This window comes from Acinetobacter sp. CY05, assembly GCF_059515805.1.
This window is the reverse complement of sequence record NZ_JCAKMW010000005.1, coordinates 34,831-57,703: the sequence shown is the minus strand read 5'-3', so window position 1 is coordinate 57,703 and position 22,873 is coordinate 34,831. Positions and strand designations below refer to the sequence as shown.

General features: G+C 42.0%; 25 protein-coding genes. 10 read left to right on the top strand and 15 right to left on the bottom strand.

Translation table 11 applies throughout. The annotated features are described in order from the left end of the window. Positions 1-4: 4 nt before the first annotated feature. Both AC5YCD_RS06595 and AC5YCD_RS06590 read right to left on the bottom strand, forming a co-directional pair. Complete coding sequence (locus AC5YCD_RS06595) at positions 5-700, bottom strand: GntR family transcriptional regulator (protein WP_496129278.1); 696 nt, start codon at positions 698-700, stop codon at positions 5-7. Between the two features lie 86 nt (positions 701-786). Continuing rightward, positions 787-1,590, bottom strand: coding sequence for a sulfite exporter TauE/SafE family protein (locus tag AC5YCD_RS06590; protein ID WP_496129277.1), 804 nt, complete (start codon positions 1,588-1,590; stop codon positions 787-789). A 28-nt stretch (positions 1,591-1,618) separates the two neighbouring features. On the opposite strand from AC5YCD_RS06590, the gene AC5YCD_RS06585 reads away from it, so the two are divergent. Together AC5YCD_RS06585 and AC5YCD_RS06580 are read left to right on the top strand one after the other, a co-directional pair. Next, the gene (locus AC5YCD_RS06585; protein ID WP_496129276.1) at positions 1,619-2,377 is read left to right on the top strand and encodes a biotin--[acetyl-CoA-carboxylase] ligase; all 759 of its coding nucleotides are present in this window, start codon (positions 1,619-1,621) and stop codon (positions 2,375-2,377) included. After that, the gene (locus AC5YCD_RS06580; protein ID WP_496129275.1) at positions 2,374-3,117 is read left to right on the top strand and encodes a type III pantothenate kinase; all 744 of its coding nucleotides are present in this window, start codon (positions 2,374-2,376) and stop codon (positions 3,115-3,117) included. Before AC5YCD_RS06585 ends, AC5YCD_RS06580 begins: the two co-directional genes overlap by 4 nt. Before the next feature lie 46 nt (positions 3,118-3,163). Here AC5YCD_RS06580 and ffh read toward each other — a convergent pair whose 3' ends face one another. Further along, positions 3,164-4,567: a signal recognition particle protein gene (gene ffh / locus AC5YCD_RS06575; protein ID WP_496129274.1), complete on the bottom strand. Its 1,404-nt coding sequence runs from the start codon at positions 4,565-4,567 to the stop codon at positions 3,164-3,166. A gap of 138 nt (positions 4,568-4,705) precedes the next feature. Here ffh and AC5YCD_RS06570 point away from each other — a divergent pair, with 138 nt between their 5' ends. The 3 genes from AC5YCD_RS06570 to AC5YCD_RS06560 all read left to right on the top strand — a co-directional run bounded on the left by AC5YCD_RS06570 (position 4,706) and on the right by AC5YCD_RS06560 (position 7,359). After that, a complete protein-coding gene (locus AC5YCD_RS06570; RefSeq protein ID WP_496129273.1) occupies positions 4,706-5,515 on the top strand; it encodes a cytochrome C assembly family protein in 810 nt (269 codons plus the stop codon). A gap of 104 nt (positions 5,516-5,619) precedes the next feature. Beyond that, positions 5,620-6,096, top strand: a complete 477-nt coding sequence (locus tag AC5YCD_RS06565) for a hypothetical protein (protein ID WP_496129272.1) — start codon at positions 5,620-5,622, stop codon at positions 6,094-6,096. A 330-nt stretch (positions 6,097-6,426) separates the two neighbouring features. Then, positions 6,427-7,359 carry a tRNA dihydrouridine synthase gene (locus tag AC5YCD_RS06560; RefSeq protein WP_496129271.1) on the top strand — a complete coding sequence of 311 codons (933 nt, stop codon included), beginning with the start codon at positions 6,427-6,429 and terminating at the stop codon, positions 7,357-7,359. A 30-nt stretch (positions 7,360-7,389) separates the two neighbouring features. On the opposite strand, the gene AC5YCD_RS06555 is transcribed toward AC5YCD_RS06560, so the two are convergent. The 6 genes from AC5YCD_RS06555 to AC5YCD_RS06530 all read right to left on the bottom strand — a co-directional run bounded on the left by AC5YCD_RS06555 (position 7,390) and on the right by AC5YCD_RS06530 (position 11,433). Then, on the bottom strand, positions 7,390-8,379 hold the full coding sequence (locus AC5YCD_RS06555; RefSeq protein ID WP_496129270.1) for a DUF1176 domain-containing protein: 990 nt from the start codon (positions 8,377-8,379) through the stop codon (positions 7,390-7,392). A 203-nt stretch (positions 8,380-8,582) separates the two neighbouring features. Further along, on the bottom strand, positions 8,583-8,996 hold the full coding sequence (locus tag AC5YCD_RS06550) for a YybH family protein (RefSeq protein ID WP_496129269.1): 414 nt from the start codon (positions 8,994-8,996) through the stop codon (positions 8,583-8,585). A 378-nt stretch (positions 8,997-9,374) separates the two neighbouring features. Next, the gene (locus AC5YCD_RS06545; RefSeq protein ID WP_496129268.1) at positions 9,375-9,737 is read right to left on the bottom strand and encodes a 5-carboxymethyl-2-hydroxymuconate Delta-isomerase; all 363 of its coding nucleotides are present in this window, start codon (positions 9,735-9,737) and stop codon (positions 9,375-9,377) included. Positions 9,738-9,807: 70 nt separating this feature from the next. After that, the gene (locus tag AC5YCD_RS06540) at positions 9,808-10,149 is read right to left on the bottom strand and encodes a zinc ribbon domain-containing protein YjdM (protein WP_496129267.1); all 342 of its coding nucleotides are present in this window, start codon (positions 10,147-10,149) and stop codon (positions 9,808-9,810) included. A 118-nt stretch (positions 10,150-10,267) separates the two neighbouring features. Beyond that, positions 10,268-10,639 carry a ribonuclease E inhibitor RraB gene (locus AC5YCD_RS06535; protein WP_496129266.1) on the bottom strand — a complete coding sequence of 124 codons (372 nt, stop codon included), beginning with the start codon at positions 10,637-10,639 and terminating at the stop codon, positions 10,268-10,270. A gap of 128 nt (positions 10,640-10,767) precedes the next feature. After that, positions 10,768-11,433, bottom strand: coding sequence for an RluA family pseudouridine synthase (locus tag AC5YCD_RS06530; protein WP_496129265.1), 666 nt, complete (start codon positions 11,431-11,433; stop codon positions 10,768-10,770). Between the two features lie 182 nt (positions 11,434-11,615). On the opposite strand from AC5YCD_RS06530, the gene ygfZ reads away from it, so the two are divergent. Beyond that, positions 11,616-12,344 carry a CAF17-like 4Fe-4S cluster assembly/insertion protein YgfZ gene (ygfZ, locus tag AC5YCD_RS06525; protein WP_496129264.1) on the top strand — a complete coding sequence of 243 codons (729 nt, stop codon included), beginning with the start codon at positions 11,616-11,618 and terminating at the stop codon, positions 12,342-12,344. A gap of 39 nt (positions 12,345-12,383) precedes the next feature. On the opposite strand, the gene AC5YCD_RS06520 is transcribed toward ygfZ, so the two are convergent. Together AC5YCD_RS06520 and AC5YCD_RS06515 are read right to left on the bottom strand one after the other, a co-directional pair. Next, on the bottom strand, positions 12,384-12,629 hold the full coding sequence (locus tag AC5YCD_RS06520) for a hypothetical protein (RefSeq protein WP_496129263.1): 246 nt from the start codon (positions 12,627-12,629) through the stop codon (positions 12,384-12,386). A 38-nt stretch (positions 12,630-12,667) separates the two neighbouring features. Next, positions 12,668-13,366: an aspartate/glutamate racemase family protein gene (locus AC5YCD_RS06515; protein WP_496129262.1), complete on the bottom strand. Its 699-nt coding sequence runs from the start codon at positions 13,364-13,366 to the stop codon at positions 12,668-12,670. A 167-nt stretch (positions 13,367-13,533) separates the two neighbouring features. On the opposite strand from AC5YCD_RS06515, the gene AC5YCD_RS06510 reads away from it, so the two are divergent. Together AC5YCD_RS06510 and AC5YCD_RS06505 are read left to right on the top strand one after the other, a co-directional pair. Further along, positions 13,534-14,976 (top strand): NCS1 family nucleobase:cation symporter-1, encoded by a 1,443-nt coding sequence (locus tag AC5YCD_RS06510; protein WP_496129261.1) that lies wholly within the window; start codon positions 13,534-13,536, stop codon positions 14,974-14,976. Between the two features lie 99 nt (positions 14,977-15,075). Beyond that, the gene (locus AC5YCD_RS06505) at positions 15,076-15,903 is read left to right on the top strand and encodes a tetratricopeptide repeat protein (RefSeq protein WP_496129260.1); all 828 of its coding nucleotides are present in this window, start codon (positions 15,076-15,078) and stop codon (positions 15,901-15,903) included. 28 nt (positions 15,904-15,931) lie between these two features. Here AC5YCD_RS06505 and AC5YCD_RS06500 read toward each other — a convergent pair whose 3' ends face one another. The 3 genes from AC5YCD_RS06500 to AC5YCD_RS06490 form a co-directional block, all read right to left on the bottom strand. Then, a complete protein-coding gene (locus AC5YCD_RS06500; RefSeq protein ID WP_496129259.1) occupies positions 15,932-16,855 on the bottom strand; it encodes an AEC family transporter in 924 nt (307 codons plus the stop codon). A 16-nt stretch (positions 16,856-16,871) separates the two neighbouring features. Beyond that, a complete protein-coding gene (locus AC5YCD_RS06495) occupies positions 16,872-17,975 on the bottom strand; it encodes an NADH:flavin oxidoreductase/NADH oxidase (RefSeq protein WP_496129258.1) in 1,104 nt (367 codons plus the stop codon). 137 nt (positions 17,976-18,112) lie between these two features. Beyond that, positions 18,113-19,363 (bottom strand): carbohydrate porin, encoded by a 1,251-nt coding sequence (locus tag AC5YCD_RS06490; RefSeq protein ID WP_496129257.1) that lies wholly within the window; start codon positions 19,361-19,363, stop codon positions 18,113-18,115. A gap of 354 nt (positions 19,364-19,717) precedes the next feature. Between AC5YCD_RS06490 and mutM the strand changes: the two genes are divergently transcribed. Beyond that, a complete protein-coding gene (gene mutM, locus AC5YCD_RS06485) occupies positions 19,718-20,545 on the top strand; it encodes a bifunctional DNA-formamidopyrimidine glycosylase/DNA-(apurinic or apyrimidinic site) lyase (protein ID WP_496129256.1) in 828 nt (275 codons plus the stop codon). Next, positions 20,542-20,826 (top strand): peptidylprolyl isomerase, encoded by a 285-nt coding sequence (locus AC5YCD_RS06480; protein WP_496129255.1) that lies wholly within the window; start codon positions 20,542-20,544, stop codon positions 20,824-20,826. Before mutM ends, AC5YCD_RS06480 begins: the two co-directional genes overlap by 4 nt. 106 nt (positions 20,827-20,932) lie before the next feature. On the opposite strand, the gene AC5YCD_RS06475 is transcribed toward AC5YCD_RS06480, so the two are convergent. Continuing rightward, positions 20,933-22,861: an acid phosphatase gene (locus AC5YCD_RS06475; RefSeq protein ID WP_496129254.1), complete on the bottom strand. Its 1,929-nt coding sequence runs from the start codon at positions 22,859-22,861 to the stop codon at positions 20,933-20,935. Positions 22,862-22,873: the final 12 nt, after the last annotated feature.

Below are 22,873 nucleotides of genomic sequence, written 5' to 3'. Positions count from 1 at the left end.
CTAATTACCGCCGTGAACGTTTTGCCCAGGCCAATTCAATTTGTTTCATTCGTGTCAGCGACTGCAACACAAGCTGTTGCAAGTGTCGACAAAAATCGTGCATAAATAAAGTGGCTTGTTGGGTTTTTTGGCTTAAAATTGCAGCAATCACCAATTTAAACTGGGCTTCGGATTGCTCAAGCTCATACTTGGCGGTATTTAAGGTTAAAAAATAACAGCGTCTTAAACTTGGCAACAGTTCTTGATAAAACCTCCCCACATATAAATAACGTTCAGCTTGTAAACACTCTAAAAAGCAGAAGAAAATCGCATCATAAAAATGTTCAATATCGGTTTGCGTTACATAATCATGTAATTGTTGCTCTAATTGGCTCAGATACATTCTTTGTGAAATGCTTAAATCTTCAGTCATATTGGTGGCAATCTGGCCTAAAATTAATGCCAATGTGTCAAACAAGGCATTGACTTGTGCTGTCGACATTTCTGTGACAATCGCCCCACGGCGCGGGTAAATTGCAATTAAATGGGTGCGTTCTAATAATAGTAAGGCTTCACGTACCGAACCGCGGCTGACTTTTAACTCATCCGCAATACGTAACTCTTGAATACGTTCCCCTTCAACCAAGTCACCTTGAATAATTTGTTTTGCAATATGCTCAGCGATCTGCTGTGCCAAGCTGCTGCCCTCATGTTGTGGCATAGTGATCCTGTTGTTGTTATTGCACTAAGAATTAAAATCATCTGGTGTCATTTTAACCAACAATATAAACAAGATGCACTTTTATTTTATGCCATTATGCCTTGATAGATAAAATACAGCCCAACACAGATCAGTAATAGCGAAAAACAGCGTTTGAGCATAGCAGGTGACAGACGATGTGCAACTTTTGCCCCCAATTTTGCAGTGATAAAACTCATCACACTAATGCCAATAAAAGCGTAAATGTGCACATAGCCAATGGTATGGGGGATCGTTACGCTACTGTTTGCGCCAAACCACATAAAACCTAAAGCCCCAGCAATGGCAATCGGTAAACCACACGCAGCCGAAGTCGCAACGGCTTGTTGCATCACCACGCCCTGCTTATTTAAATAAGGAACGGTTAAGCTGCCACCGCCAATGCCAAAAATTGCCGAGGCGACACCAATGCCACCCCCTGCTAACATTTGAGCGGCTGTACTGGGTAAGCGCTGTGCGGGATCGACCTGCGCTTGAGCACCGCTCAACATACGATAACCGACCCACAATGCAAAAGCACCAATGATCAGCTGTAAACCCTGACCTGATAAATAATCTGCAATCCCTGCGCCTAAGAATGAACCGATCACCAAACCAGGTGCTAAGTTCTTAAACACAAGCCACAGCACTGCACCCTTTTTATGATGAGCAGTCACTGAGCTGATTGAGGTGATAATAATCGTGGCTAAGGAGGTCCCGACCGCCATATGCATAATGACGCTTGGATCAAAACCGGCTTGGCTAAACACCACAAATAAAATTGGCACAATAATTAAGCCACCACCGACACCAAACAAACCTGCGGCAAATCCGGCAATTGCACCAATCAATAAATATGTGATTAACTCCATAAGACTTTTTTACTCAATTTAAAATTAAATGGATTTAGAAACTCGCCAGTTACAGCAATGCTTACAACAGGTCGGACAACTACCAGAGGTGCTGTTGGTTAAACCAATTACTGAGTCAACCAACGATGATGTACGTGAAATTGCCAAAAAAGGCATTCATAGTGTCTTGGTGTGTAGTCACCAGCAGACTGCCGGACGCGGCCAGCGCCAACGCCAGTGGGTTTCACCTGTAGGTAATATTTATTTAAGCACGTTGCTCAATTTAAACACAGCCATTGATGGGCGTTTAGCCTTAGAAATTGCGTTAAATATCCTACAAATGCCAAGTCTAAAAGATTTAGCGTTACAAATTAAATGGCCCAACGACTTATATAGTTTACATGGCAAATGGGGTGGCATTTTAGTGGAGCCAATTTCTGCAAACCAAGTGGTGGTGGGTGTGGGGATCAATATTGATCCAGTACAATCAAACCATATTAACCAAGCAGCAACAGCCTTAAGCACCCTAGGTTTAGCCCCTACTTCGCGGGTGGACTTGGTTGCCGAGCTTTATCTAGCCATTCAACAAGCAGGACAATGGTTTGATCATCGCTGCCAAAATTTAGCTGCCCGTTTTAACCATCATGCTGCTTTTAAAGAACAACCCGTTACATTTGAACATGTAGGAGGCACTGTGCAAGGCACTTTCATCGGCATTGACAATGATGGTGCTGTCATGATTACAACTGAACACGGCACACAGCATTTTTATCAAGGCCGTTTGCGCTTAGATGAGGCCCAAGCATGAAAAAATTGTGGCTCGATATTGGCAATACACGGCTAAAATATTGGATTACTCAAGACGACAACGTGATCGAACACGGCGCCGAAATGCATTTACAATCGCCTGCGGATTTACTTCTAGGCTTAATGCAACACTTTAAAAAGCTCAATATTCAAAGTGTAGGCGTGTCTTCAGTATTGGATTTAGACTCCAATCAACGTATTCGCCAGCTACTCAATCGCTTAAAAGTTCCAGTAATTTGCGCCCAAGTGCAAGCTGAATATGCCGGCTTAAGCTGCGGCTACGATGTGCCGCAACAACTGGGCATTGACCGCTGGTTGCAAGTTTTAGCCGTAGCACAAGATCCAAGCAAAAAATATTGTGTGATCAGCTGTGGTACCGCACTAACCATTGATTTAGCCGATGGTTTACAGCATTTGGGTGGCTATATTTTACCAAATCTTTATTTGCAGCGAGATGCATTAATTCAAAATACCAAAGGCATTAAGATCCCTGAAGCTGCTTTTGATAATTTAAATCCAGGACGTAATACCATTGATGCCGTTCATCATGGCATTTTATTGGGTTTGGTCAGTAGCATTGAAAAAGTTTTAGACAGTTCACCACGCGAGTTAATTTTAACTGGGGGTGATGCACCACTGTTTGCAGAGTATTTAAAGCCCTATCAGCCTCGTGTTGAGCATGACTTATTACTCAAAGGTTTACAGTACTTTTTTAGCCAGCATCCTGACAGCACAGTTTAAAATGCTAAACATAAAGTATAAAAAAGGCGCATTTAGCGCCTTTTTCTTATTTTGGATCTTTACTGCCAAATAGTGGCCCCATGCCACCGCCGCCAAATTGCTTTTGCAGACCTGATAATGATTTCATCATTTTTGCCATACCCGTTGGATTGGCAAATTTCTTCATCATTTTTGCCATCTGTGCATGCTGTTTGATGAGTTTATTCACCTCAGCCACTTCCATACCACAACCTGCCGCAATACGTTTTTTACGGCTTGGATTCATGAGGTCTGGATTACGACGTTCTTTAATGGTCATCGAATGAATAATGGCTTGCATTTTTTTGACTTGCTTTTCAGGATTGGCTTGCGCGATTGCGTCTTGAATACCTGAATTGCTCATGCCTGGCAACTTATCTAAGAAGCCCATCATGCCGCCCATTTTATTCATTTGTTCAAATTGCATCAGCATATCTTCAAAGTTGAAGCTACCGCCTTTTTGCAATTTTTGCGCCATTTTCTCGGCTTTTTCTTTGTCGATTTTACGTTCAACTTCTTCGACTAAAGAAAGCACATCACCCATACCCAAAATACGCTGTGCCACACGCTCAGGATGGAATGGTTCTAAGGCATCGAGTTTTTCACCCATCCCTAAGAATTTAATTGGCTTACCAGTAATGGCACGTACAGACAGTGCCGCACCACCACGCGCATCACCATCGGTTTTGGTTAAAATCACACCCGTTAATGGTAACGCATCATTAAAGGCTTTGGCTGTATTGGCCGCATCTTGACCTGTCATGGCATCAACCACAAACAGCGTTTCAGTTGGGCTAATTGCTGCGTGTAAGTCTTTAATTTCGTCCATCATGTCGTCATCAATATGCAGACGACCTGCAGTATCGACGATTAACACATCAGCGAACTGAATTTTGGCTTGTTCAATGGCACGATTGGCAATGGTAATTGGATTTTCGTCTGCGCTTGATTCAAAGAAAATCGCGCCCACTTCGCCGGCTACGGTTTGTAGCTGTTTAATTGCCGCTGGACGGTAAACGTCGGCAGAGACCATCGCCACTTTTTTCTTTTGACGTTCTTGTAAGAAGCGTGCCAATTTTGCCGCCGTGGTGGTTTTACCCGCACCTTGTAAACCTGCAAGTAAAATCACCACTGGTGGTTTTGCTTGTAAGTCTAAAGTTTCGTTGGCAGCACCCATCATTTTAGTCAATTCGTCATAAACGATCTTGACGAAGGCTTGGCCCGGTGACAACTGAGTCATTACTTCTTGACCCAATGCTTCTTCCTTAACTTTCGCGATAAACTCACGAGTTACAGGTAACGCCACATCGGCTTCAAGAAGTGCCATACGCACTTCACGTAGCGTATCTTTAATATTGTCTTCGGTTAGCTGCCCTGAGCCAGTAACATTTCTTAAACTCTGCGTGAGTCGTTCTGTTAAGGTATCAAACATTGCAAAATCCGCTTAAAATGGTTGTTGCAGAAAAATCTTTCTTAAAAATAGAAAATTTATGCATAGAATGTTATAGGATACTGTAGTTCGCGTCGAATTTACATCTATGAATATTCATCATCCTGAAAAAGGTTTGACATGATTAGCCTACCCTTGGTTTATACGATTCTCGCCTTAATTGCTTATAGCACATCGTTTTGTTATGTGAGCGCGCATTTGTTGGCTAAATCAGAACCTAATCGTTGGTTGGTCACTTTAACCTTAAGTTTGGGACTGGCTTTGCATGGCTTCGTGTTGTATCACGATATGCTCACTCCGCTGGGTATTCATTATGATCTGTTTAATTTATTGTCATTTACCTCAGGCTTAATGTTGCTGTTAAGTACTTTATTTAGCACCTATCGTCCGGTATTGGCCTTAAATTTAATTGCTATTCCTGTAGCAGCAATGGGGTTGATTTTAGGCTTTGCCTTTAGCCCAGCTAAGCTTGAGGCTACACCCTCGTCATTGGGTTTAGACGTTCATATTATTTTATCGCTGTCTGCCTATGCCGTGTTATTTATGGCGGCTATTCATGCCGTACTGCTTTGGTTTCAAAACCGCGAATTAAAGAAGAAAAATAAAAAACGGGTCTGGGTCAATTTACTGCCGCCCTTACAGGCCATGGAATCTCTGTTATTTGATTTACTCATCACTGGTTTTATTATGTTAACGCTGGCGTTGGGTTTTGGTTTCTTTACCATTGATCATTTCTTTGCCCAACATTTAGCGCATAAAACCGTGTTTAGTTTAATGTCTTGGCTGGTGTACGCAGTACTACTGACAGGACATTATGCCTTTGGTTGGCGAGGTCAAAAAGCCATTCGTTTTACCTTAATAGGGTTTGCCTTATTGGCGCTGGGTTTTATTGGTTCTAAGTTTGTTTTAGAGCTGATTCTAGCGCGTTAACTGATCGCCTCGGCATCCTCTTCATACGCTCACACGTTGGTCATCTTTTCTTCATATTCTTGTCATATATTTTGAATGCAAAATAATAAATCTAGGACAAATCTATGCAAAAAATAATGATTACACTCGCCTTACTGAGCTGCTCTAGCATCGCGCTGGCCGATTTTTATTGTAATGGTAGCATCAGTCAACGTCATATTGATGACAACGTTGCCATCAGCAAAAATTGTCAGCTCGACCAAGTCACCATTAAAGGTAATGTCATGCTGTATAGTGGTGCACAAGCCCAAATCACCAACTCAAATATTGATGGCAATTTAGAATCTAAAGATCAATTTAGTCGTGTGATTGCCCAAAATAACCGTATTGATGGCAATATTCAATTAGAAAAAGGCCAAAAAATTCAGTTACTCAACAATGAAGTGAACGGTGATATTCAACTCAAAGAAAACCGTTCAAATATTGTGGTGCGTGAAAATACTGTCGATGGCAATCTACAGTGTGAAAAAAATAGCATTCAACCTATTGGTGGCGCCAACCGAGTTGAAGGCAATAAAGAAGGCCAATGTCGCCGTCTTTAAGTTGGTATCAACGTGTTTCTAAGGTTTAGAAACACGTTGCATCTGGATTGATTCGCCCTAGTATGCCAACGAGTACTAAAACTGGCTTTTCGTTGAATTTGCGCTAAAATGAATCAAATCCTGTATGCATGGAGTTTAACATGTTGAATTCTCTAAAAAAGAAAAACAAAGCTTGGTTTACCTTCTTTATTATTACGTTGTATTCCATCTTAGGCTTTGTTTTAGGTCATTTAATTACTGACTATATTCTTAAGTAATCTCGCTGTTGCTTGACTAGACAGCGTGCAGCAATTTGCGTATAACACCGTTTTTATTTAAAGGTAGTACGCTTTGAAACTTGTGCTTGCACCCATGGAAGGCTTAACTGATCCGATTATGCGTGATGTGCTGACATCCGTAGGTAGCTTTGACTGGTGTGTCACTGAGTTTATTCGTGTTACCAACTCTGTCCTTCCCGATCATGTGTATCATGCCTATTGCCCTGAATTATTAACTGACGGTAAAACGGCTGCAGGCACGCCCGTGCATGTGCAATTTTTAGGCAATGATCCTGATATGCTGGCTGCCAATGCAGTTCGTGCTGTAGAACTGGGCGCTCCTGCTATTGATATGAACTTTGGCTGTCCTGCCAAAACCGTAAACCGACACCGTGGTGGTTCAGTTTTACTCGATGAACCAGAAGTTGTGCATCAATTGGTGAAAGCGGTACGTGATGCTGTACCGAGCCATATTCCTGTTTCAGCTAAAATGCGCTTGGGTTATTTAGATCGTAATTTTACCTTAGAAAATGCACATGCCATTGAAGATGCAGGTGCAGCGTGGGTCACTGTACATGCCCGCACCAAAGCCGATGGTTATACTCCGCCAGCTTTTTGGGACTTATTACAGCCGATTCGTGAAGCACTCAACATTAATGTGATTGCCAATGGTGAAATTTGGAACAATCAGGATGCTAAACAGTGCCAACTTGAATCTGGCTGTGAAGATTTAATGATTGGTCGTGGTGCAGTCACAACCCCTGATTTAACCCAATGTATCCGCCAAAATAGCGATACGCCTTTACTCACTTGGCAAGATTTAGTCGGCTTACAAATTCGCTTTTTAAGTGGTGGCTATAAAAAAGAAATGAACATGGTGGGGCGTTATAAACAGTGGCTAGGCATGATGAGTAAGCATTATCCTGAAGCGAAATTGCTGTGGGATGAAGTCAAACGCATTAAAGCACTGGATGAAATCACTGCCAAATTGCAGCAACATCTTTAAAAAATAGCCTCGCTAACCCGGGGCTTGTTATTAATCTGAGACTTGAGTAATCAAAATAGGGAGTTGCCATGCACCGCCCTGAAAGCCTTTGCACTGCAAACTCACTGCACTATAGCTAGGGCGGAAACGGTATCCGACCAATGCCCATTCATCGATGCTTAAGCAATCACCTAGGCCACGTCCTTTTTGAGCAGAAAAAATCTGTCCTTCACTAAAGCTGGTTGCAGAGGTACTAACCAATTGCTGTACTTGGTTAAGTTGCTTATTCATCAACCACATTCCTGCACCAAAATTATACGCTGCTTGCCAACATGGGCGCTCGACTAGCACTTGCTTGGCATTTAGCGGATAGATGGTCAGCTTGCTGTGTAATTGTTCATGCTCTTGCCATAACTGAGGACAATCCTCTCTGGTTGTGGCTTTTTTGAGTAAAGGTACGAGTGCTTTAGCCAGTGTGGAGTCAAAGGCATAATGCTGGGCTTGGCCACGGGTATAGTGGGTCAAATGATAAATCGGTAGAGGCACGGCTTGGCGGACTTGATAGGAACTTTGCTGCCCTTTGGCCACTAAAGCTGAGCTGGTGCCTAGGCGTTTTTGATATTCATCGGCTTTGAGTAGAACTGCACTGAAGCCACGATCGGAAATCCGCCACGTGTTTTTGCCTTGACGCAGCTCAATCCGGCTATTTTGGCGTGCGGTAGCCAATACTGCTTGAATCTGTTCTTGGCTTAAACTTGCTTGATGATTTTTAAAATCAACTAGACCCTGATGTTGAGCATTGATCCATAAGCTGGCTTTAGCAGGTGCCGCTAAAATTTGCACTTTGGCTGTCAATTTAGCATGTGCACCAGCGGGATAAGTCAACAGTATTGAGGCTGGCGCGGCACCATCGGCTTGATAACCTGCCATACGACAGGTATGGGTATTATCGCAAGCAATTTCCCAATCTAAATGACTAAAGCTCATCGCATACAGCGGTGATGTGATGAGGCTAAAACCAAGTAACAGTGCTTTTTGCATGCTGCTCTCCTTGAGCAAACACGTGTAGCCAGTCAATTGCACACAGCACTTTTCCTCTATACAGATATAACCCTTTCACGCTCATTATATCCTACTTGTTTAGATGAAGTTATAGCGTTAAGCATCGTGTCTGAGGCTAGCTCAGCATGCAGCACAAAATACTCTTAGTTAAAAATACCGCTCACATGGCGGCGTGAATATGCTTAGATCATCGCACAGGGCATAGAAATATGTTGATGCACCATTTTCCATTTGCCTTGGGTCTTTTGAAAACACAACGTGGTGCGACACCACGGCAAATTTAAACTATTTTTTTGCTCACAACGATCGACCTTTGAATAACAATGCACAAAGGCCAAATCATTTTCAGCGTAGATCTTCACATCTTGCCGATATACACAAACATCCTCAGCAAAATAAGGGCTGTATTGCTCCCATAATTCCTTATAGGCCACCGCGCCTTCGAGTTGCGAACTCACATCAAATACACTGACATCTTTTTGACACAAGTCTGTTAACGCCTGAATATCCATTTTTGCGACAGCGTTGTCCCATTGCTTAATTTTAAACAAAATTTCTTGCGCAGTATGCACATCACCAACAAACTGAACGGACATTAATGTTTCTCCAATTGTTTAACTGAAACAAGCTCGGCATTAAAGAAAAATTGACCTGTAATCGGTCGGATATTGCTTACATCATGAGGAGAATCAAATCTGTGAAACAGAGCAAATCATTTACTCATCACACAAATCGATCATCGTTTATACACAAGTTAAAACCGATAAGACAGCCTTTTTAGCATAGCAATATATAAATGCTACAATCTACCAACATAGAATCTGTCTGTATAATTTAGGCGTTATTATTCAAGCAAAGCTTGCCTTTAGACAGAGGCTTGTTGATTTTTTTGTTATATTTCAGTAATTTATTTTTGTGACCTGTGTTAGATATACACCAAAGAATAGGTTTTACTTATCCTTTGGTGTTGAATGTTAGATGGATATCACATTTTTACTATAGGTGGTTTTGTTCATTTCTAAAATTTCTACACAAAGTTGGATATTGATTTTTTGTGTAGGTACATGTGCCTTTAAGACTGCTAACAATTTACGTGAAATTTCTGCTTGTAACTCAAGTGAGCGTCCGGTGAGTAATGAGACTTTGATATGTACATAACCTTGATCTTGAGCCTCCAAACCAATGACAAAATCATCCTGACACACGGCGCGACTCTTTACATCTAGTGCCGAAGATACATAAGCACCTTCAAGCATAGTTTGGTTTAAAGCAAGCAATAACGGTTTAACGGCTAAATCTTCAACATTAGCGGAATATTCAACATGAATGTGGGGCATAACTTAGGCTCATGGATTAACAGGTATTTAGCATAAAATAAAAATGGAGCCCGTGGCTCCATTTTTAGTCTTAAGCTTTTTTCACAAACTCAGATTTAAGCTTAATTTGCCCAATGCCATCAATTTTACAATCAATGTCATGTCCATCGCTCGCCTCAGGCACTAAACGAATACTTTTGACCTTAGTCCCCACTTTGACAACAGATGAAGAGCCTTTAATTTTTAGGTCTTTAATCACGGTTACGCTGTCACCGTCACTTAAGACATTGCCATTGGCATCTTTAATGATATTTAAGCTTTCCGTTTCAGCAGCAGCTTCTTGCCATTCATGGGCACACTCAGGGCATACCAATAATACACCATCTTCATAGGTATATGCCGATTGGCATTTTGGACAATTAGGCAACGACATATTGACCTCAAATTAACATAGAATTAACACTCAAGGCACATATTAACAGAGATCAGTGCTTTTGCCTTGTGTATTTAATGCCAAGCCAATTGATTCCAAGTGTCTTTGCTCATACAAATTAAGACGTTCCATCAATTTCGTCGTCAAATACATAGGCCATACACCCCCAGCCGTCATACTCGCCTTCGAAATCATGTGCGATTTGTGCCAACCATGTCTCTAGGTCAACGATCTCCTCATAATTAGGTGACATTTCGGTAAATAAGGTTAAACGCCATTCAGCAGGTTGCAATTGTTGGTCTAAAAATAAACTGATTTTTTGTTCTTCACGTAAGAGGTGTAAAGCCGCGCGCTCGGCTTTGGCTTGATCATTAAAAGTTAATGAAAATTCAATTTCATGTACTTCGCTTAAATCATCGCCATCTTCATACATCTGCCATAAAAGATTGCCGTTTTCATCATCGGGAAATTTTTGATAATCGCGATACATTTTTTATCCTTATTCTGTGCTGATTAAAATGTGATACACAAAAACAGCTTAGCTGATTTTTTAAGCAATTGTTAGTCAATTTGTTGCTGTGTAGCTGTATTAACTACACAGCACAGCAAAGCTGTTATTTAAAATGTTGGATGAGATTGAATCTCAAGTACTTGACCTGTTAAAGGCTGAGTAAAGCCTAAATAAGCGGCATGTAAAGCCATACGTTTTAAAGGGCTGTGTTTACCGTGCGGATGATAAATTTGGTCGCCAATAATAGGATGACCCAAATGCAACATATGCACACGCAACTGGTGCGAACGTCCGGTAATCGGGGTCAGTTTAACCCGAGTCATTTCTTGCTTGGCATCGTAATGCAGGGCTTCATATAAGGTTAAGGCTTTTTTACCCAACTCATAGTGCACCATCTGGCGTGGTCGATGATCCCAATCGGTAATTAAAGGCACATCCACCTGCCCTGTCCCTTGTAAATGTCCCTGTACCAAAGCGCTGTAATGCTTGGTGACAGTGCGTGCTTGAAACATTTTACTCACCGCCACTTCTGCATCACGGTGTTTAGCAAACATTAAAATGCCTGAGGTGGCCATATCTAAACGATGGGTGATTTTGGCTTCAGGATACTGCGCTAATACACGTAAATAGGCACTATCATGATGCTCAGGTAAACGCCCAGGTACAGACAGCAGTTCAGCAGGTTTGTCGATTATTACTAAATCTTGATCCTCATACAGCACTACTAAAGGATCTTGCGGCGGTTGATAGACAAAATCATCATCTAAAGGCATATCAATGTTCAAGCAAGAAGAAAGTCGGGCAAATTAACAAGCATCTTTTAGCCTGTCAAGCTAACCGAAGCTTAGGCCTATTGGGCATTGCATCACGCGCAATAGATACGTTTTAAGTTTGCCTGAAACAGCAGCTTGATGCACAATAACTTGATATTGAAATAATTTGATTCGAGGCAATTATGAGCACAGCGCCAGCATTTGTTGCACTGAGTTTAGTGGGTGTAGATGCACAAAAATTTCTACAAGGCCAAGTGACACTACATGTAGAGCGTTTAGCGGAAAATGTCACCCGTTATACGGGAATTTGTAACTTAAAGGGTCGTTTACAGTTTGGTTTGTGGCTCACTAAACTCAACCCAGAAAGTTTTGTCATTGTGACTACAGCAGACCAAGCCGAAGAATTAGCCAAGCACATTAAAAAGTTTGGTGCTTTTTCTAAAATGAAGCTTGAAGAACTGGGTCCAGTGTATCCAAGCTTAAGTGGAGATAGCACCACGTTTTCTACAGCAGAAACCGATATCACAGCATGGCAGTTGGCTGCCATTGAGGCCGGCCAAGCTTGGCTGGTTGCTGCAAGTTTAGGCGAATTCCAACCGCAAGAATTACGTTTACATCAACGTGATGGCGTGCATTACGACAAAGGCTGTTATTTGGGTCAAGAAATTGTGGCGCGTTTATGGTTTAAAGCCAAACCAAAACATTGGTTACACTTAGTGGCTGGTCAAGGTGAGGCACCAGCGCCAACAAGCAAATTGCATAATGATGTGGAAGTGGTCAATGCCATTGCTACAGCGCAAGGTTATAAAGCTTTGGTGGTGGCTAAACCTCAGGCTTTAACAGAATTAGGCTTAGAGGTGCTTGATTTACCTGAGTACTTAAATGGCGACGTGGCACGTCCACAAGCTTAAAACAGCGACAAAAAAACCTCCTATTCAGGAGGTTTTTTATTAAAAGCCATGAAAGAGTTTGTTCATGTCTTTCACAACATAATCTTTAAAATGATAAGCACGCGCATGTTTGGCATCAAACTGAACCGTTAAATCACCTTTTTGAAAAACATAGACACGGTTGTCTTGGCTGATTAAATAGTCTTTACCCAAAGCTAACAGCAAGGCATCAATTTTGTCTGTATCTGCAATACTGTCATCGGCATTAATTTTGTCATAATTGCGTTTAATACCTTTAATAAACATGGCAATATCCTCTAGATCACATGACGCCTGATTCTAGCTTATTTTTGCTGTGGATAGGCATAATCGCCCCATTTACTGGTTTTTATTCCTAAGCCATGCAAACTTTCAATGAGTTTAATCGCAGCACGTACTCCATCAATAATGGGAATATTCAGCTCTACACTAACCCGATCAGCCATTTCAGCCATACCACCACAGCCCAATACAATTGCCCCAATGCCATCCTGCTGTTTTGCTGCCAAACACTGTGCTAATAGGGCTTGATAGGCCTGTTCAGGGTGTTGTTCTAGTGCCATTACTGGCAAATCAATACACCGAATCTTGGCACAATGACCACTAAAACCATATTGCTGTAATAAATGTTCGGCAATGATTTTAGTGCGTGACAAGGTGGTCACAATGCTAAATTTAGTCGCCACTAAGGTCGCCATATGAAAAGCAGCTTCAGCAATGCCAATGACAGGTGCAGTGGCCACTTCACGCGCTGCATATAAAGCAGGATCACCAAAGCAGGCAATAATATGACCATCTACATCTGGAGCAGCTTGGATCAGCTCTAAAACGCCCAGTGCAGCAATCGCTTCATCATAGTGCCCTTCAATTGAGATAACGCCTTGTTTTGGGGATACCGCCATAATTGTGCTCTTCGTTGCAGCGACTTGCTCTGCTGCAAAGCGCATTTTTTCAGTCATTTCCACACAAGTATTGGGATTAATCAGTTGAATGGTACATGACATATTGTTACATCCTATTGTTTTTTAAAATAAAGTTAAAATCATCTGTTTACTATGCAAAGAATAAACCAAAAAATTAACATTATAATTTTCAACCATTTACAAATATTATTTTAACGCTTGGCATAAAAACTGCTCATCAGTGATAAAAATTGCAGTTGAGTTGCACAATGTCAGAACAACAATATAGTCCTAAGCTGAGCAATGTTGATTTGGTACCCGCCAAGCAAAATTGGTCGTGGTATAACATTTTTTCCTTTTGGATGTCTGATGTCCATAGTATGGGTGGCTACATTGTTGCAGCCAGTTTATTTGCTTTAGGGTTGGCCAGTTGGCAAGTGTTTATTGCCCTGATTGTCGGAATTTTAATTGTACAAGTCAGTGCCAATTTGGTGGCTAAGCCCAGTCAAATTGCAGGCGTTCCCTATGCGGTCATTGCACGCCAAGCCTTTGGCGTGTATGGCGCCAATATCCCCGCCTTAATTCGTGGTTTTATTGCAGTATCTTGGTACGGCATTCAGACATGGCTGGCATCTAATGCGTTAATGTTGGTGTTACTTAAATTTTATCCAAGTTTAGCGCCCCTCACTGAGATGAGTTTTGTGGGCTTATCCGCCTTAGGTTGGATCTGTTTTGCGATCATGTGGGTACTTCAAGCTTTAGTGTTTTGGAAAGGCATGCAAGCCATCCGTGTCTTTATTGATTGGGCTGGTCCTTTGGTCTACGTGGTGATGTTTGCTTTAGCCGCATGGTTAGTCAGCCAAGTGGGTTGGAGTAATATTTCCTTTAATTTAAGTAGCAAAAATCTAACCACCAGCGAACAAATCATGCAAACTTTGGTGGCAATTGCTTTGGTGGTGTCTTATTTTTCGGGCCCATTGCTGAATTTTGGTGACTTCTCTCGCTATGGACAATCCATGCAGCAAGTGCGTAAAGGTAATTTCTGGGGCTTACCGTTTAACTTTATCTTCTTCTCCTTGTTAACTGTGGTGACGGTCTCAGCCACCTATAGTTTATTTGGTAAGATGGTACATGATCCATTAGAAACTGTGGCCATGATTGACAACACCACAGCGGTGATTATTGGTTTATTAACCCTATTGACTGCCACAATTGGGATTAATATTGTGGCTAACTTTGTGTCAGCTGGTTTTGACTTTTCTAATGTCTGGCCACAAAAATTGAGCTTCCGTAGCGGGGGCATGATTGCCGCAATTGGCTCTGTACTCATTACGCCGTGGAATCTCTTTAACTCTCCTGAACTGATTCACTATACGCTTGATGTGCTGGCTGCCTTTATTGGTCCATTGTTTGGTATTTTAATTGCTGACTTCTACTGGATTAAAAAGCAACAAGTCAACGTCGCAGATTTATTTAATGATCAAGCTTCTGGGAGTTATTGGTATAAAAATGGCTTTAACCCTAAAGCGATTGGCGCTTTAGCCCCTGCGGTGGTGGTTGGTTTAGTCTTTACCTTAGTACCCCAACTGCAACATCTTGCCCCATTTAACTGGTTTATTGGAGCCATCTTAGGCGCAACGTTCTATTATTTTCTAGCGCGACCAAACAAAGCTTTTGTGGTAGAGCCTGTAAGTAAAACTTTAGGCAAATAAACCGCTTAGACTTTAATCATCCTCAGTAATTGTACTTTACTTTTAAAAGATTACTTTTATGATGAAGGCACATTTACTGGGGATAATAAGGTTTAAATAATGAAAAAACTGCTACTTGCAACCACACTTGCCTTCACAACAACATTGACATTTGCTAACACTGCCGATCCATTTGCAGAAGTTAAAACTTTCATACAAGCCCAAGATCAGGCAGGTGCATTTAAAGCCTTAGAAAAAGTAGCCAAGACAGGCCATGCGGATGCCTTTTATAACCTAGGTTATTTAACCGAAATGGGTCAAGGCACAGCCCAAAATAATAAAAAAGCGCTTAAATACTATGAAAAAGCGGCTAAACAAGGTTCAAGCTTAGCCAATTTTGTTTTAGCAAAAAGCTATGAAACAGGACGTCTAGGTTTGAAAGCCAATGCAAAAAAAGCACAAAGCTACCTAGAAACAGCTGATCGTTTGGGCTCAGCTGATGCAACATTGTTAATTGCCGAACAACTGTTTGCTCAACGCACAGAAGCGGCTAACCAAAAAGCCCAAGCCAAACTTGCTCCTTTGGCTCAAGCTGGCCATGTTGCAGCTGCCTATAGCCTTGCCACGCATGCCATAAATGAGGGTGTACGCACTCAAAAAACAGAAAAAATTAATCAAGGCTTAACTGAATTACATCGTTTAGGCCAGCAAGGTCATGTCTCGTCTTTAATGTTATTAGGCAACTTATATGCCAGTGGCTCTTTAGTGGCACAAGATTTAAATAAAGCCAAAACCATTTTTACGGCACTCGATCAAGCCAAGGTTGCACAAGCAAAACCTGCTTTGGAGATTGTCAATCAAGCCTTAGCCACGCAAGCCAAAAAAGCCGCTGATACCACCCAAACACCAAGCACTAAAAAAGTCGCCACTAAAGCCAAAAAGGTGTAAAAACTAAGCGCCCAAGTGGGCGCTTTTTTTACAATGACCAAAAGCTTAACAGCAAGGCTAGTAAGATAAAGCCCAATAGTGTACTTAACAGCAAAGGTGCTAAAGCACGTTGGCGCATATCATAATGCTCGGCAAAAATCGCAAATGCCACAGGCATCGGCAAAGCGGCCAGTAAAGTACCGGCATATAACATTTCTTGAGGTGCATTTAGCACATACAGTAAGCTAAAGATGCTAAGCGGCATTAGTACTAATTTAAACAGCACTAACATAAGACTGTCGCGATCTATACTGTGCAGCGAGACACCGACCAACCCTGCACCAATAATAAATAAAGCTAAAGGTGAAGCAGTTTGCCCTAAACGCTGTAAGGTATCGCTTAAAAATTGGGGCAATCTGATTTCAAACGCAGCCAAGAACATACCCAAAATAATGGCAATGATCACCGGATTTTTGATGAGCTTTAATACTGTGTCGCGGTAGAGCAACCACTTTGCCGTCTGTTGTTGCTGTGCACCTTCTGCTAAGAGTAACATCAGCGCCACAATACATAAATTTTCAATAATTAAGGTCAAAGATAAATACACTGCTGCATGCTGATCAAGCAACAACGTTAAAACTGCACTGCCAATAAAGCCGGTATTGGACATAGAAGCACCCATGGCCAAAACACTGGCTTGGGTTAAATGTTGGTTTAAATAATAATAAAAATAAGCAATTGCAACAGCAAAAACCAAGAGCGAGCCTAAAGCATAGGCCGCAATATAAATCGGTTGCCAAATCTCCGTTAGATTTTTACTGGCTAAGGCACTCACCAAAAATGCTGGCAATGCGATTTTAATAACAAACTGACTCAAATGTGGCAGTAAGCCACTCGACAGCACACCAAAACGTATACAGGCATACCCCAAAGCCACCAGCAATGTTAAGGGCAATAAAATATCAATCAGCATGCTGTCGTGTTATCACTTAAAAAGCCTGAAATAGGTCTTTTAAGCCATGCGGCTGACAACGTAGATATTGCGGTGCAATGGCAATTTTTGCACCTAATTCAGCTGCGGCGTGCCAAGGCCAGCGTGGATCGTAAAGCATGGCACGGGCTAAGCCAATTGCATCCGCTTGCTCTTGTTGCAAAATCTCTTCGGCTTGCTTAGCCTCCGTAATTAAACCCACCGCAATGACCGGAATATTGAGATGTGCTTTGATTTGTGCTGCAAAGCCAACTTGATAATTGGCTTTGACTTGAATATTTTGTTCACGATGTAAGCCTGCACTTGAGACATGAATATAAACTGCACCTAATTGCTCTAAAGCCTTGCTTAAACCAATGGAGGATTCCACATCCCAGCCTTGCTCGCCCATCCAATCACTGGCCGAAATACGTACCCCAATTGGATAGTTTTCTGGCACTGCAGCTTGAATGGCTTGAAAGACTTCCAAGGTTAAACGAATGCGATTTTCTAAACTACCGCCATATTCATCATCACGTTGGTTAGAGAGTGGCGACATAAACTGATGCAGCAAATAACCATGTGCAGCATGCAGCTCAATAAGATCAAAACCTGCATCAACCGCACGGCGTGCAGCAGCTGCAAAATCTTGAATGACCTGTTGAATTTCTGCTTTGCTTAACGCTTGTGGTGGATGATCATGTTCACCAAAAGCCAAGTCACTGGCTGACACTGTTTGCCAGCCCTGCTCTTGCTGAGGGCCAATTTGACCACCACCATCCCAAGGTTTATGGCTAGACGCTTTACGACCAGCATGGGCCAGCTGTACGCCAAATGGCATAGGGGACAAAGTTTTGACTTTTTCTAATAAGGCCTTAATTTTGGCGCGTTGAATATCATTCCATAAGCCCAAATCGGCATAACTAATGCGGCCAATGTCCTGTACAGCAGTGGCTTCGACAATACATAAGCCTGCACCTGACAGAGCATAATTGGCCCATTGTTGCTCATGCCAATAGCTAGGTTCACCGTCAACGGCCGAATACTGGCACATGGGTGCAATCACAATTTTATTGTTGAGCTTTAGGTGTCCAAAGTTAATTTTTTCAAAGAGTTTGGCCATGCGTACATTCCATTACAATCTTGTTTTACGGCATTTACCATAACCACTTGCAGGCAAATGTACAATCTGAAAACCATGTTATATACAAAATAAAAACAGGCCATTATAGCCTGTTTTTTATTCGGTGCTAAATACGCTTAGAACACCAGTTTAGTGGTTAAGCCCACAACAAAGGCATCATCAACGCGGTTGGTTGAACCGGGATTAATCACATAATGTAAGTTTGGACGTAAGGTTAACCACGGTGTTGGACTGTGGCTATAGTTGAGCTCGACGTTATACTCAGCCGTGGCATCAAACGTCGTTTCAGATAAACGTTCATTGACATGGACGCGATTGACCGCCAAACCAATAATGTCATTTGGCAAAGCATCTGCAAAACCAATATATTTAACTCCCAGTTGCTGTGAGTTATCAACTTTATTGGTCACACGGTCATGCCAAGTAAAATTGGCAAATGAATGTAAACCACGACGGCCTGAACCTATAGATGTCAGTTGCTGCTCAACTGCCAACCATCCTGCAAAGGTACGGTTTTTGCCATCTGTGGGATTGGCAATATCTTTTTGGTTTTTAGCATCATCTGCTGTGTTATACATCCCGCCAATGCGATAGCTGCCCGGCAAGTTATAAAGTTTTGGTGTCCACACCAATTCAACTGGAATGCTCACCCCATCTGCATGGTCGGTATCTAAACTCCAACCTTGCTCTTCTTTGCTGCCATTACCGTTGTCTGGATTAAACTCATAGACACCGATTTGTGCAGTCAGTTCTGGGCTAATTTTTTGCTTAACACGCGCACCCCATTGACCGACTGGGGTATTCATCCAGATATTGCCCTGCCATTTGCCCATTTGTGCTGCACAAAATGCCGTACTGGTAAAATCACAGCCCATGACGTTAAAGTCCATGCCTAGACCCAAACGACCGGCTTTAATACTTAAACCTTGTTCTTTAAAGTTTTTTTCAATTGAGAGTTCAGATAACCGGGTACTTTGGTTCCCACGCCCAAAAGCACCTTGCACATTGGCCATATGTGGCGCGCTCGGGTCTTGTAAGTCTTGAACTGAAGTACTTTCACCCTGACGTGCAGTCACCACAGCACGTAGCGTTACACCATCTAAATTGGCTAGCTTTTCCAAATCAAGCTGCGTGCCTAGCCAAAATTGGCTAGCAACTTTAGCATCTGCATCGTCTTCACGACCACCATCTGCTAAATAGGCAACGTCCACTAAAGCATTGGCTTCAAACTTAATACCTTGTTCAGCAAGGGCTGTGCGCTGCCCATCCCAATCTCCAAGTAAATATTGACCTTGAGGATCAAATGCATCTGCAGCATGCGCTGTTGCGAAAGTCAAAGGCAGTAAAGCCAAGGCGATTTTTTTCATGAGAATATCCTAATTCTAGGCATGATTTTTGGTGCAAGCCGACTGGCGACTTATGTTTGCGAAGAGAACTTACAGAAAATCAACATAAAAATCTTGGCTTTTTTTTTATTAAATTCATAAATATTTTTTATATCTTTAAAAGCTAAACCTAGAGAATAATTATAATTTTATTTATCTATCAATTATTTAATACGTTTTTTTGCGCGACTATTATTGCCTATTTTTTGTTTATTTTTCAAACAATTATTCTTGTATTTATATTCTAAAGTTTTAGATCCTACTATTTATAAATGAGCTTGTATTTTTTGTCTTTCGCCCCATATTTAGTCATATTTATTCAAGAATGAAATTGGCATGCCTGAATTACCCGAAGTCGAAACCACCAAAGTGAGTCTAGAACCTTTGCTTGAGCAATGTGTGCAGGAAGTAACGGTATATCAAAGCAGTCTACGTTGGCCAATTCCTCAAGATGTAGCGCGCTTAAAAGGCCAACGTTTAATGTCTTTAAAACGTCGCTCTAAATATATTGTGGCTGAGTTTGAACAACAGAGTATGCTGTGGCATTTAGGGATGTCGGGGAGCTTTAGAATTTGTGCTCCTGACGAGCCTTTACGTAAACATGACCACTTTGTCATGCGTTTTGAAGATTGTGAGTTGCGCTATCATGATCCACGCCGCTTTGGTTGCATTTTATGGTTAGATCAATACGCTCAGGATAAATTACTGGCACCGCTTGGTCCTGAACCTTTAAGTGAAGCTTTTGATGCCAACTATTTAGCGACTAAGCTTAAAAATAAAAATGTTGGCATTAAAGTTGCAATTATGGATAACCATGTGGTGGTGGGTGTAGGTAATATTTACGCCACTGAAAGCTTATTTAATTTAGGTATTCATCCTGCAGAACCCGCTAAATATTTAACCGGTGAGCAAATTCAAGCTTTAATCATTGAGATTAAAAGGATTTTAAAACAGGCCATTGATTTGGGTGGTTCTACTTTAAGAGACTATACCAATGCCATGGGTGAAAATGGCTATTTTCAGCAAACCTTATTGGCCTACGGCCGTGCTGGTGAAATGTGCGTAAACTGCGAAACCACCTTAGAAAATATTAAATTGGGTCAACGTGCTTCGGTATTTTGCCCGACATGTCAACCATTACAACCTAAGGGAAAATTGTCATGAAATCAGCAATCGTGCGGCATATTTTGGTCAAAGACAAAGATCAAGCAGAACAACTGAAAAAGAAAATCTTATCCGGCGCTGATTTTGCCAAAATAGCCAAACAATTTTCGACCTGCAACTCTGCCAAACGCGGCGGTGAACTCGGTGAAGTTAAAAAAGGGCAATTGGTGCCTGTAATTGATAAATTAGTATTTACTGCGGCAGAGCGTGTCTTACATGGCCCTGTAAAAAGCCAATTTGGTTTTCATTTGGTGGAAATTAAGTTCCGTATGGATTTTTAAGCACTATCCCACCCCCCTCTGTTACTAAATGGAAGAATCTCCCTTTGGCAAAGAGGAATTTAAAAACGGCGCATTGAGCGCCGTTTTTTTCTATTTTAGCTCGCTGTTATTGGACAATTAAAATCACTTGATGATTGTCATAACTTACAGTCGCCGCTTTGCCATTCACTTCGACAACACTCAATTTCCCTTGAATCTGTTTCGCTTCCATCAACACATAACGACCTGCTTGAAGTGTTGCATCGTTAATCATCAGTTTACCTTGTAAGGTCACGACATCATTGACTTGAAGTCCATGACGTACATGATTAAAGACCATTTCCCCTTTTTCAAGCAGTGTGAATTTACCATTCACCTGCGTTGTTGCCTTATGATCCAATATAAGTTGACCGTGTTGGACATATACATCCCCCTGCCCTAAAGCAGAAATAGATTGTGCGATTACTGCTCCACCTTTTACATACACGCCGCCTGTAAAGGTGTTTTCACCGTTAAGTGCAAGCTGACCACTCCCCGATTTGGTCAATTTACCATGACCAGTAAGATCATTATTCCAAAGATCTTTGGCCGAGAAACCGCCTAACTCTGCTTGCATATGAACATGCACATCACCAGCTAAATGCGCATAACCACCAGCAGCTTTAAACAAGTCCAAACGACCATAACCTTCAGGGTCATCCATAATTGGATAACCTGAATCGAATGCCGTGGATTTCAGTACCACCCGACGCTGTTCATCTGTCAAATATGGGAAGCGCGACTCTAACAGCACTTCCGCGCCTTTAGGAACATGTGCCACCTGACCTGCTGGCCCATATTGTTTAAATCCAAAAGTCATACGTCGATGTGCGGTTTCTTTCATGGCCTTAAAGTCCATAAAATTATCTTTGCCATTTAAAGGTTGCTTTGCAATGGTATAGAATTCATCCCATGTATTGACTTTAGCTCGCTGCATAAGAACCTGCTGCGCTTGCTGATATGCAGCTGTTCGTTGGGCTTTGGTCATCGCATTGAGGTTCGCCACTGCCGCTGCGACTGATTGTATTCTGCCGCCCATCACATCTAAAGGAGAATGCATACCTGCGTAAATTCTTGACTCACCCATCTCTAAACCACGTGCAATCAGCTCTTGATAACGTTGTGGTAATACATACGCCATGGCAATTGCATTGCGCATACCTTCTGCTGTGTGACCACTTGGGAATCCACCATCGGTTTGAGGTGTCTTGCTCTTCGCAGGTTCTAAGGTTGGTTCCACAATCACATCCGCCGACCAACGCCAAGGACGAGCATACTTGTAAAAACGCTTCGCTGGCTCAGTTGAAGCATGAGTACCAAACATGCCTAAGAAATCGACTACTTTACCAAACTCAGCATTCCCATTGGCTTCACCCACACCACGGTTATTGCCTTGATCATCATATTTAACCTGTGTCGCATCTGCTGCAACCTCGGTAATTGTGGTGAATTGTTTGGCCGCATCTCGCCAATGTTCAGTCAAAGCGCCAAGACCTGAGGTCATGCTATAGGCTTTCCCTCTGCGGTCATCCAGATAGGCTAATACAGATTGTTCAGCTGTTCTTTGACGTGTGATATCAATCACATATTGAATATTATGTTGATGCATATCCGAATGTAAGATTTGTCCATCTGTCGGATCTTGAGGAATACCCGTCCATTTCGATTTTTCAACGGCTGGAAAACCATGTGCCGCTTCAGCTGTCACACCAGCATCCACCACCATGGTACTTGGCTTCCACAGTTGTAAAAAACCAGACAATACACGTACACCTGCATTTGTTTCTAAGGTGGCATAACGTGCATCACCGCGTTGATTGGTATGCCAATCATCCACTACAGCAGATATATTGGCTACAACAGGCGCAGTATCGATGCGACCTACACCTGTCGGTGCTGTTGGTAGCTGAATAGCACCTTGATCAGGCGATTGATATGAGCTACCGTCAGAATCATCATTACACCCCACCAAATATATTGAACAACTTAAGATGCTCATTAAAAATACTTTTGGCATTTTTTTCATTCT

Coding starts and splice junctions, on each gene's coding strand:
- AC5YCD_RS06490 (WP_496129257.1), bottom strand. CDS start 19,363: ATGAAAAAAATCGCCTTGGCTTTACTGCCTTTGACTTTCGCAACAGCG.
- AC5YCD_RS06580 (WP_496129275.1), top strand. CDS start 2,374: ATGAAAAAATTGTGGCTCGATATTGGCAATACACGGCTAAAATATTGG.
- AC5YCD_RS06495 (WP_496129258.1), bottom strand. CDS start 17,975: ATGGCCAAACTCTTTGAAAAAATTAACTTTGGACACCTAAAGCTCAAC.
- AC5YCD_RS06590 (WP_496129277.1), bottom strand. CDS start 1,590: ATGGAGTTAATCACATATTTATTGATTGGTGCAATTGCCGGATTTGCC.
- AC5YCD_RS06520 (WP_496129263.1), bottom strand. CDS start 12,629: ATGTTTATTAAAGGTATTAAACGCAATTATGACAAAATTAATGCCGAT.
- AC5YCD_RS06570 (WP_496129273.1), top strand. CDS start 4,706: ATGATTAGCCTACCCTTGGTTTATACGATTCTCGCCTTAATTGCTTAT.
- AC5YCD_RS06595 (WP_496129278.1), bottom strand. CDS start 700: ATGCCACAACATGAGGGCAGCAGCTTGGCACAGCAGATCGCTGAGCAT.
- AC5YCD_RS06505 (WP_496129260.1), top strand. CDS start 15,076: ATGAAAAAACTGCTACTTGCAACCACACTTGCCTTCACAACAACATTG.
- AC5YCD_RS06565 (WP_496129272.1), top strand. CDS start 5,620: ATGCAAAAAATAATGATTACACTCGCCTTACTGAGCTGCTCTAGCATC.
- AC5YCD_RS06515 (WP_496129262.1), bottom strand. CDS start 13,366: ATGTCATGTACCATTCAACTGATTAATCCCAATACTTGTGTGGAAATG.
- mutM (WP_496129256.1), top strand. CDS start 19,718: ATGCCTGAATTACCCGAAGTCGAAACCACCAAAGTGAGTCTAGAACCT.
- AC5YCD_RS06545 (WP_496129268.1), bottom strand. CDS start 9,737: ATGCCCCACATTCATGTTGAATATTCCGCTAATGTTGAAGATTTAGCC.
- AC5YCD_RS06535 (WP_496129266.1), bottom strand. CDS start 10,639: ATGTATCGCGATTATCAAAAATTTCCCGATGATGAAAACGGCAATCTT.
- AC5YCD_RS06475 (WP_496129254.1), bottom strand. CDS start 22,861: ATGCCAAAAGTATTTTTAATGAGCATCTTAAGTTGTTCAATATATTTG.
- AC5YCD_RS06540 (WP_496129267.1), bottom strand. CDS start 10,149: ATGTCGTTGCCTAATTGTCCAAAATGCCAATCGGCATATACCTATGAA.
- AC5YCD_RS06500 (WP_496129259.1), bottom strand. CDS start 16,855: ATGCTGATTGATATTTTATTGCCCTTAACATTGCTGGTGGCTTTGGGG.
- AC5YCD_RS06550 (WP_496129269.1), bottom strand. CDS start 8,996: ATGTCCGTTCAGTTTGTTGGTGATGTGCATACTGCGCAAGAAATTTTG.
- AC5YCD_RS06585 (WP_496129276.1), top strand. CDS start 1,619: ATGGATTTAGAAACTCGCCAGTTACAGCAATGCTTACAACAGGTCGGA.
- AC5YCD_RS06510 (WP_496129261.1), top strand. CDS start 13,534: ATGTCAGAACAACAATATAGTCCTAAGCTGAGCAATGTTGATTTGGTA.
- AC5YCD_RS06555 (WP_496129270.1), bottom strand. CDS start 8,379: ATGCAAAAAGCACTGTTACTTGGTTTTAGCCTCATCACATCACCGCTG.
- AC5YCD_RS06530 (WP_496129265.1), bottom strand. CDS start 11,433: ATGCCTTTAGATGATGATTTTGTCTATCAACCGCCGCAAGATCCTTTA.
- ffh (WP_496129274.1), bottom strand. CDS start 4,567: ATGTTTGATACCTTAACAGAACGACTCACGCAGAGTTTAAGAAATGTT.
- AC5YCD_RS06480 (WP_496129255.1), top strand. CDS start 20,542: ATGAAATCAGCAATCGTGCGGCATATTTTGGTCAAAGACAAAGATCAA.
- ygfZ (WP_496129264.1), top strand. CDS start 11,616: ATGAGCACAGCGCCAGCATTTGTTGCACTGAGTTTAGTGGGTGTAGAT.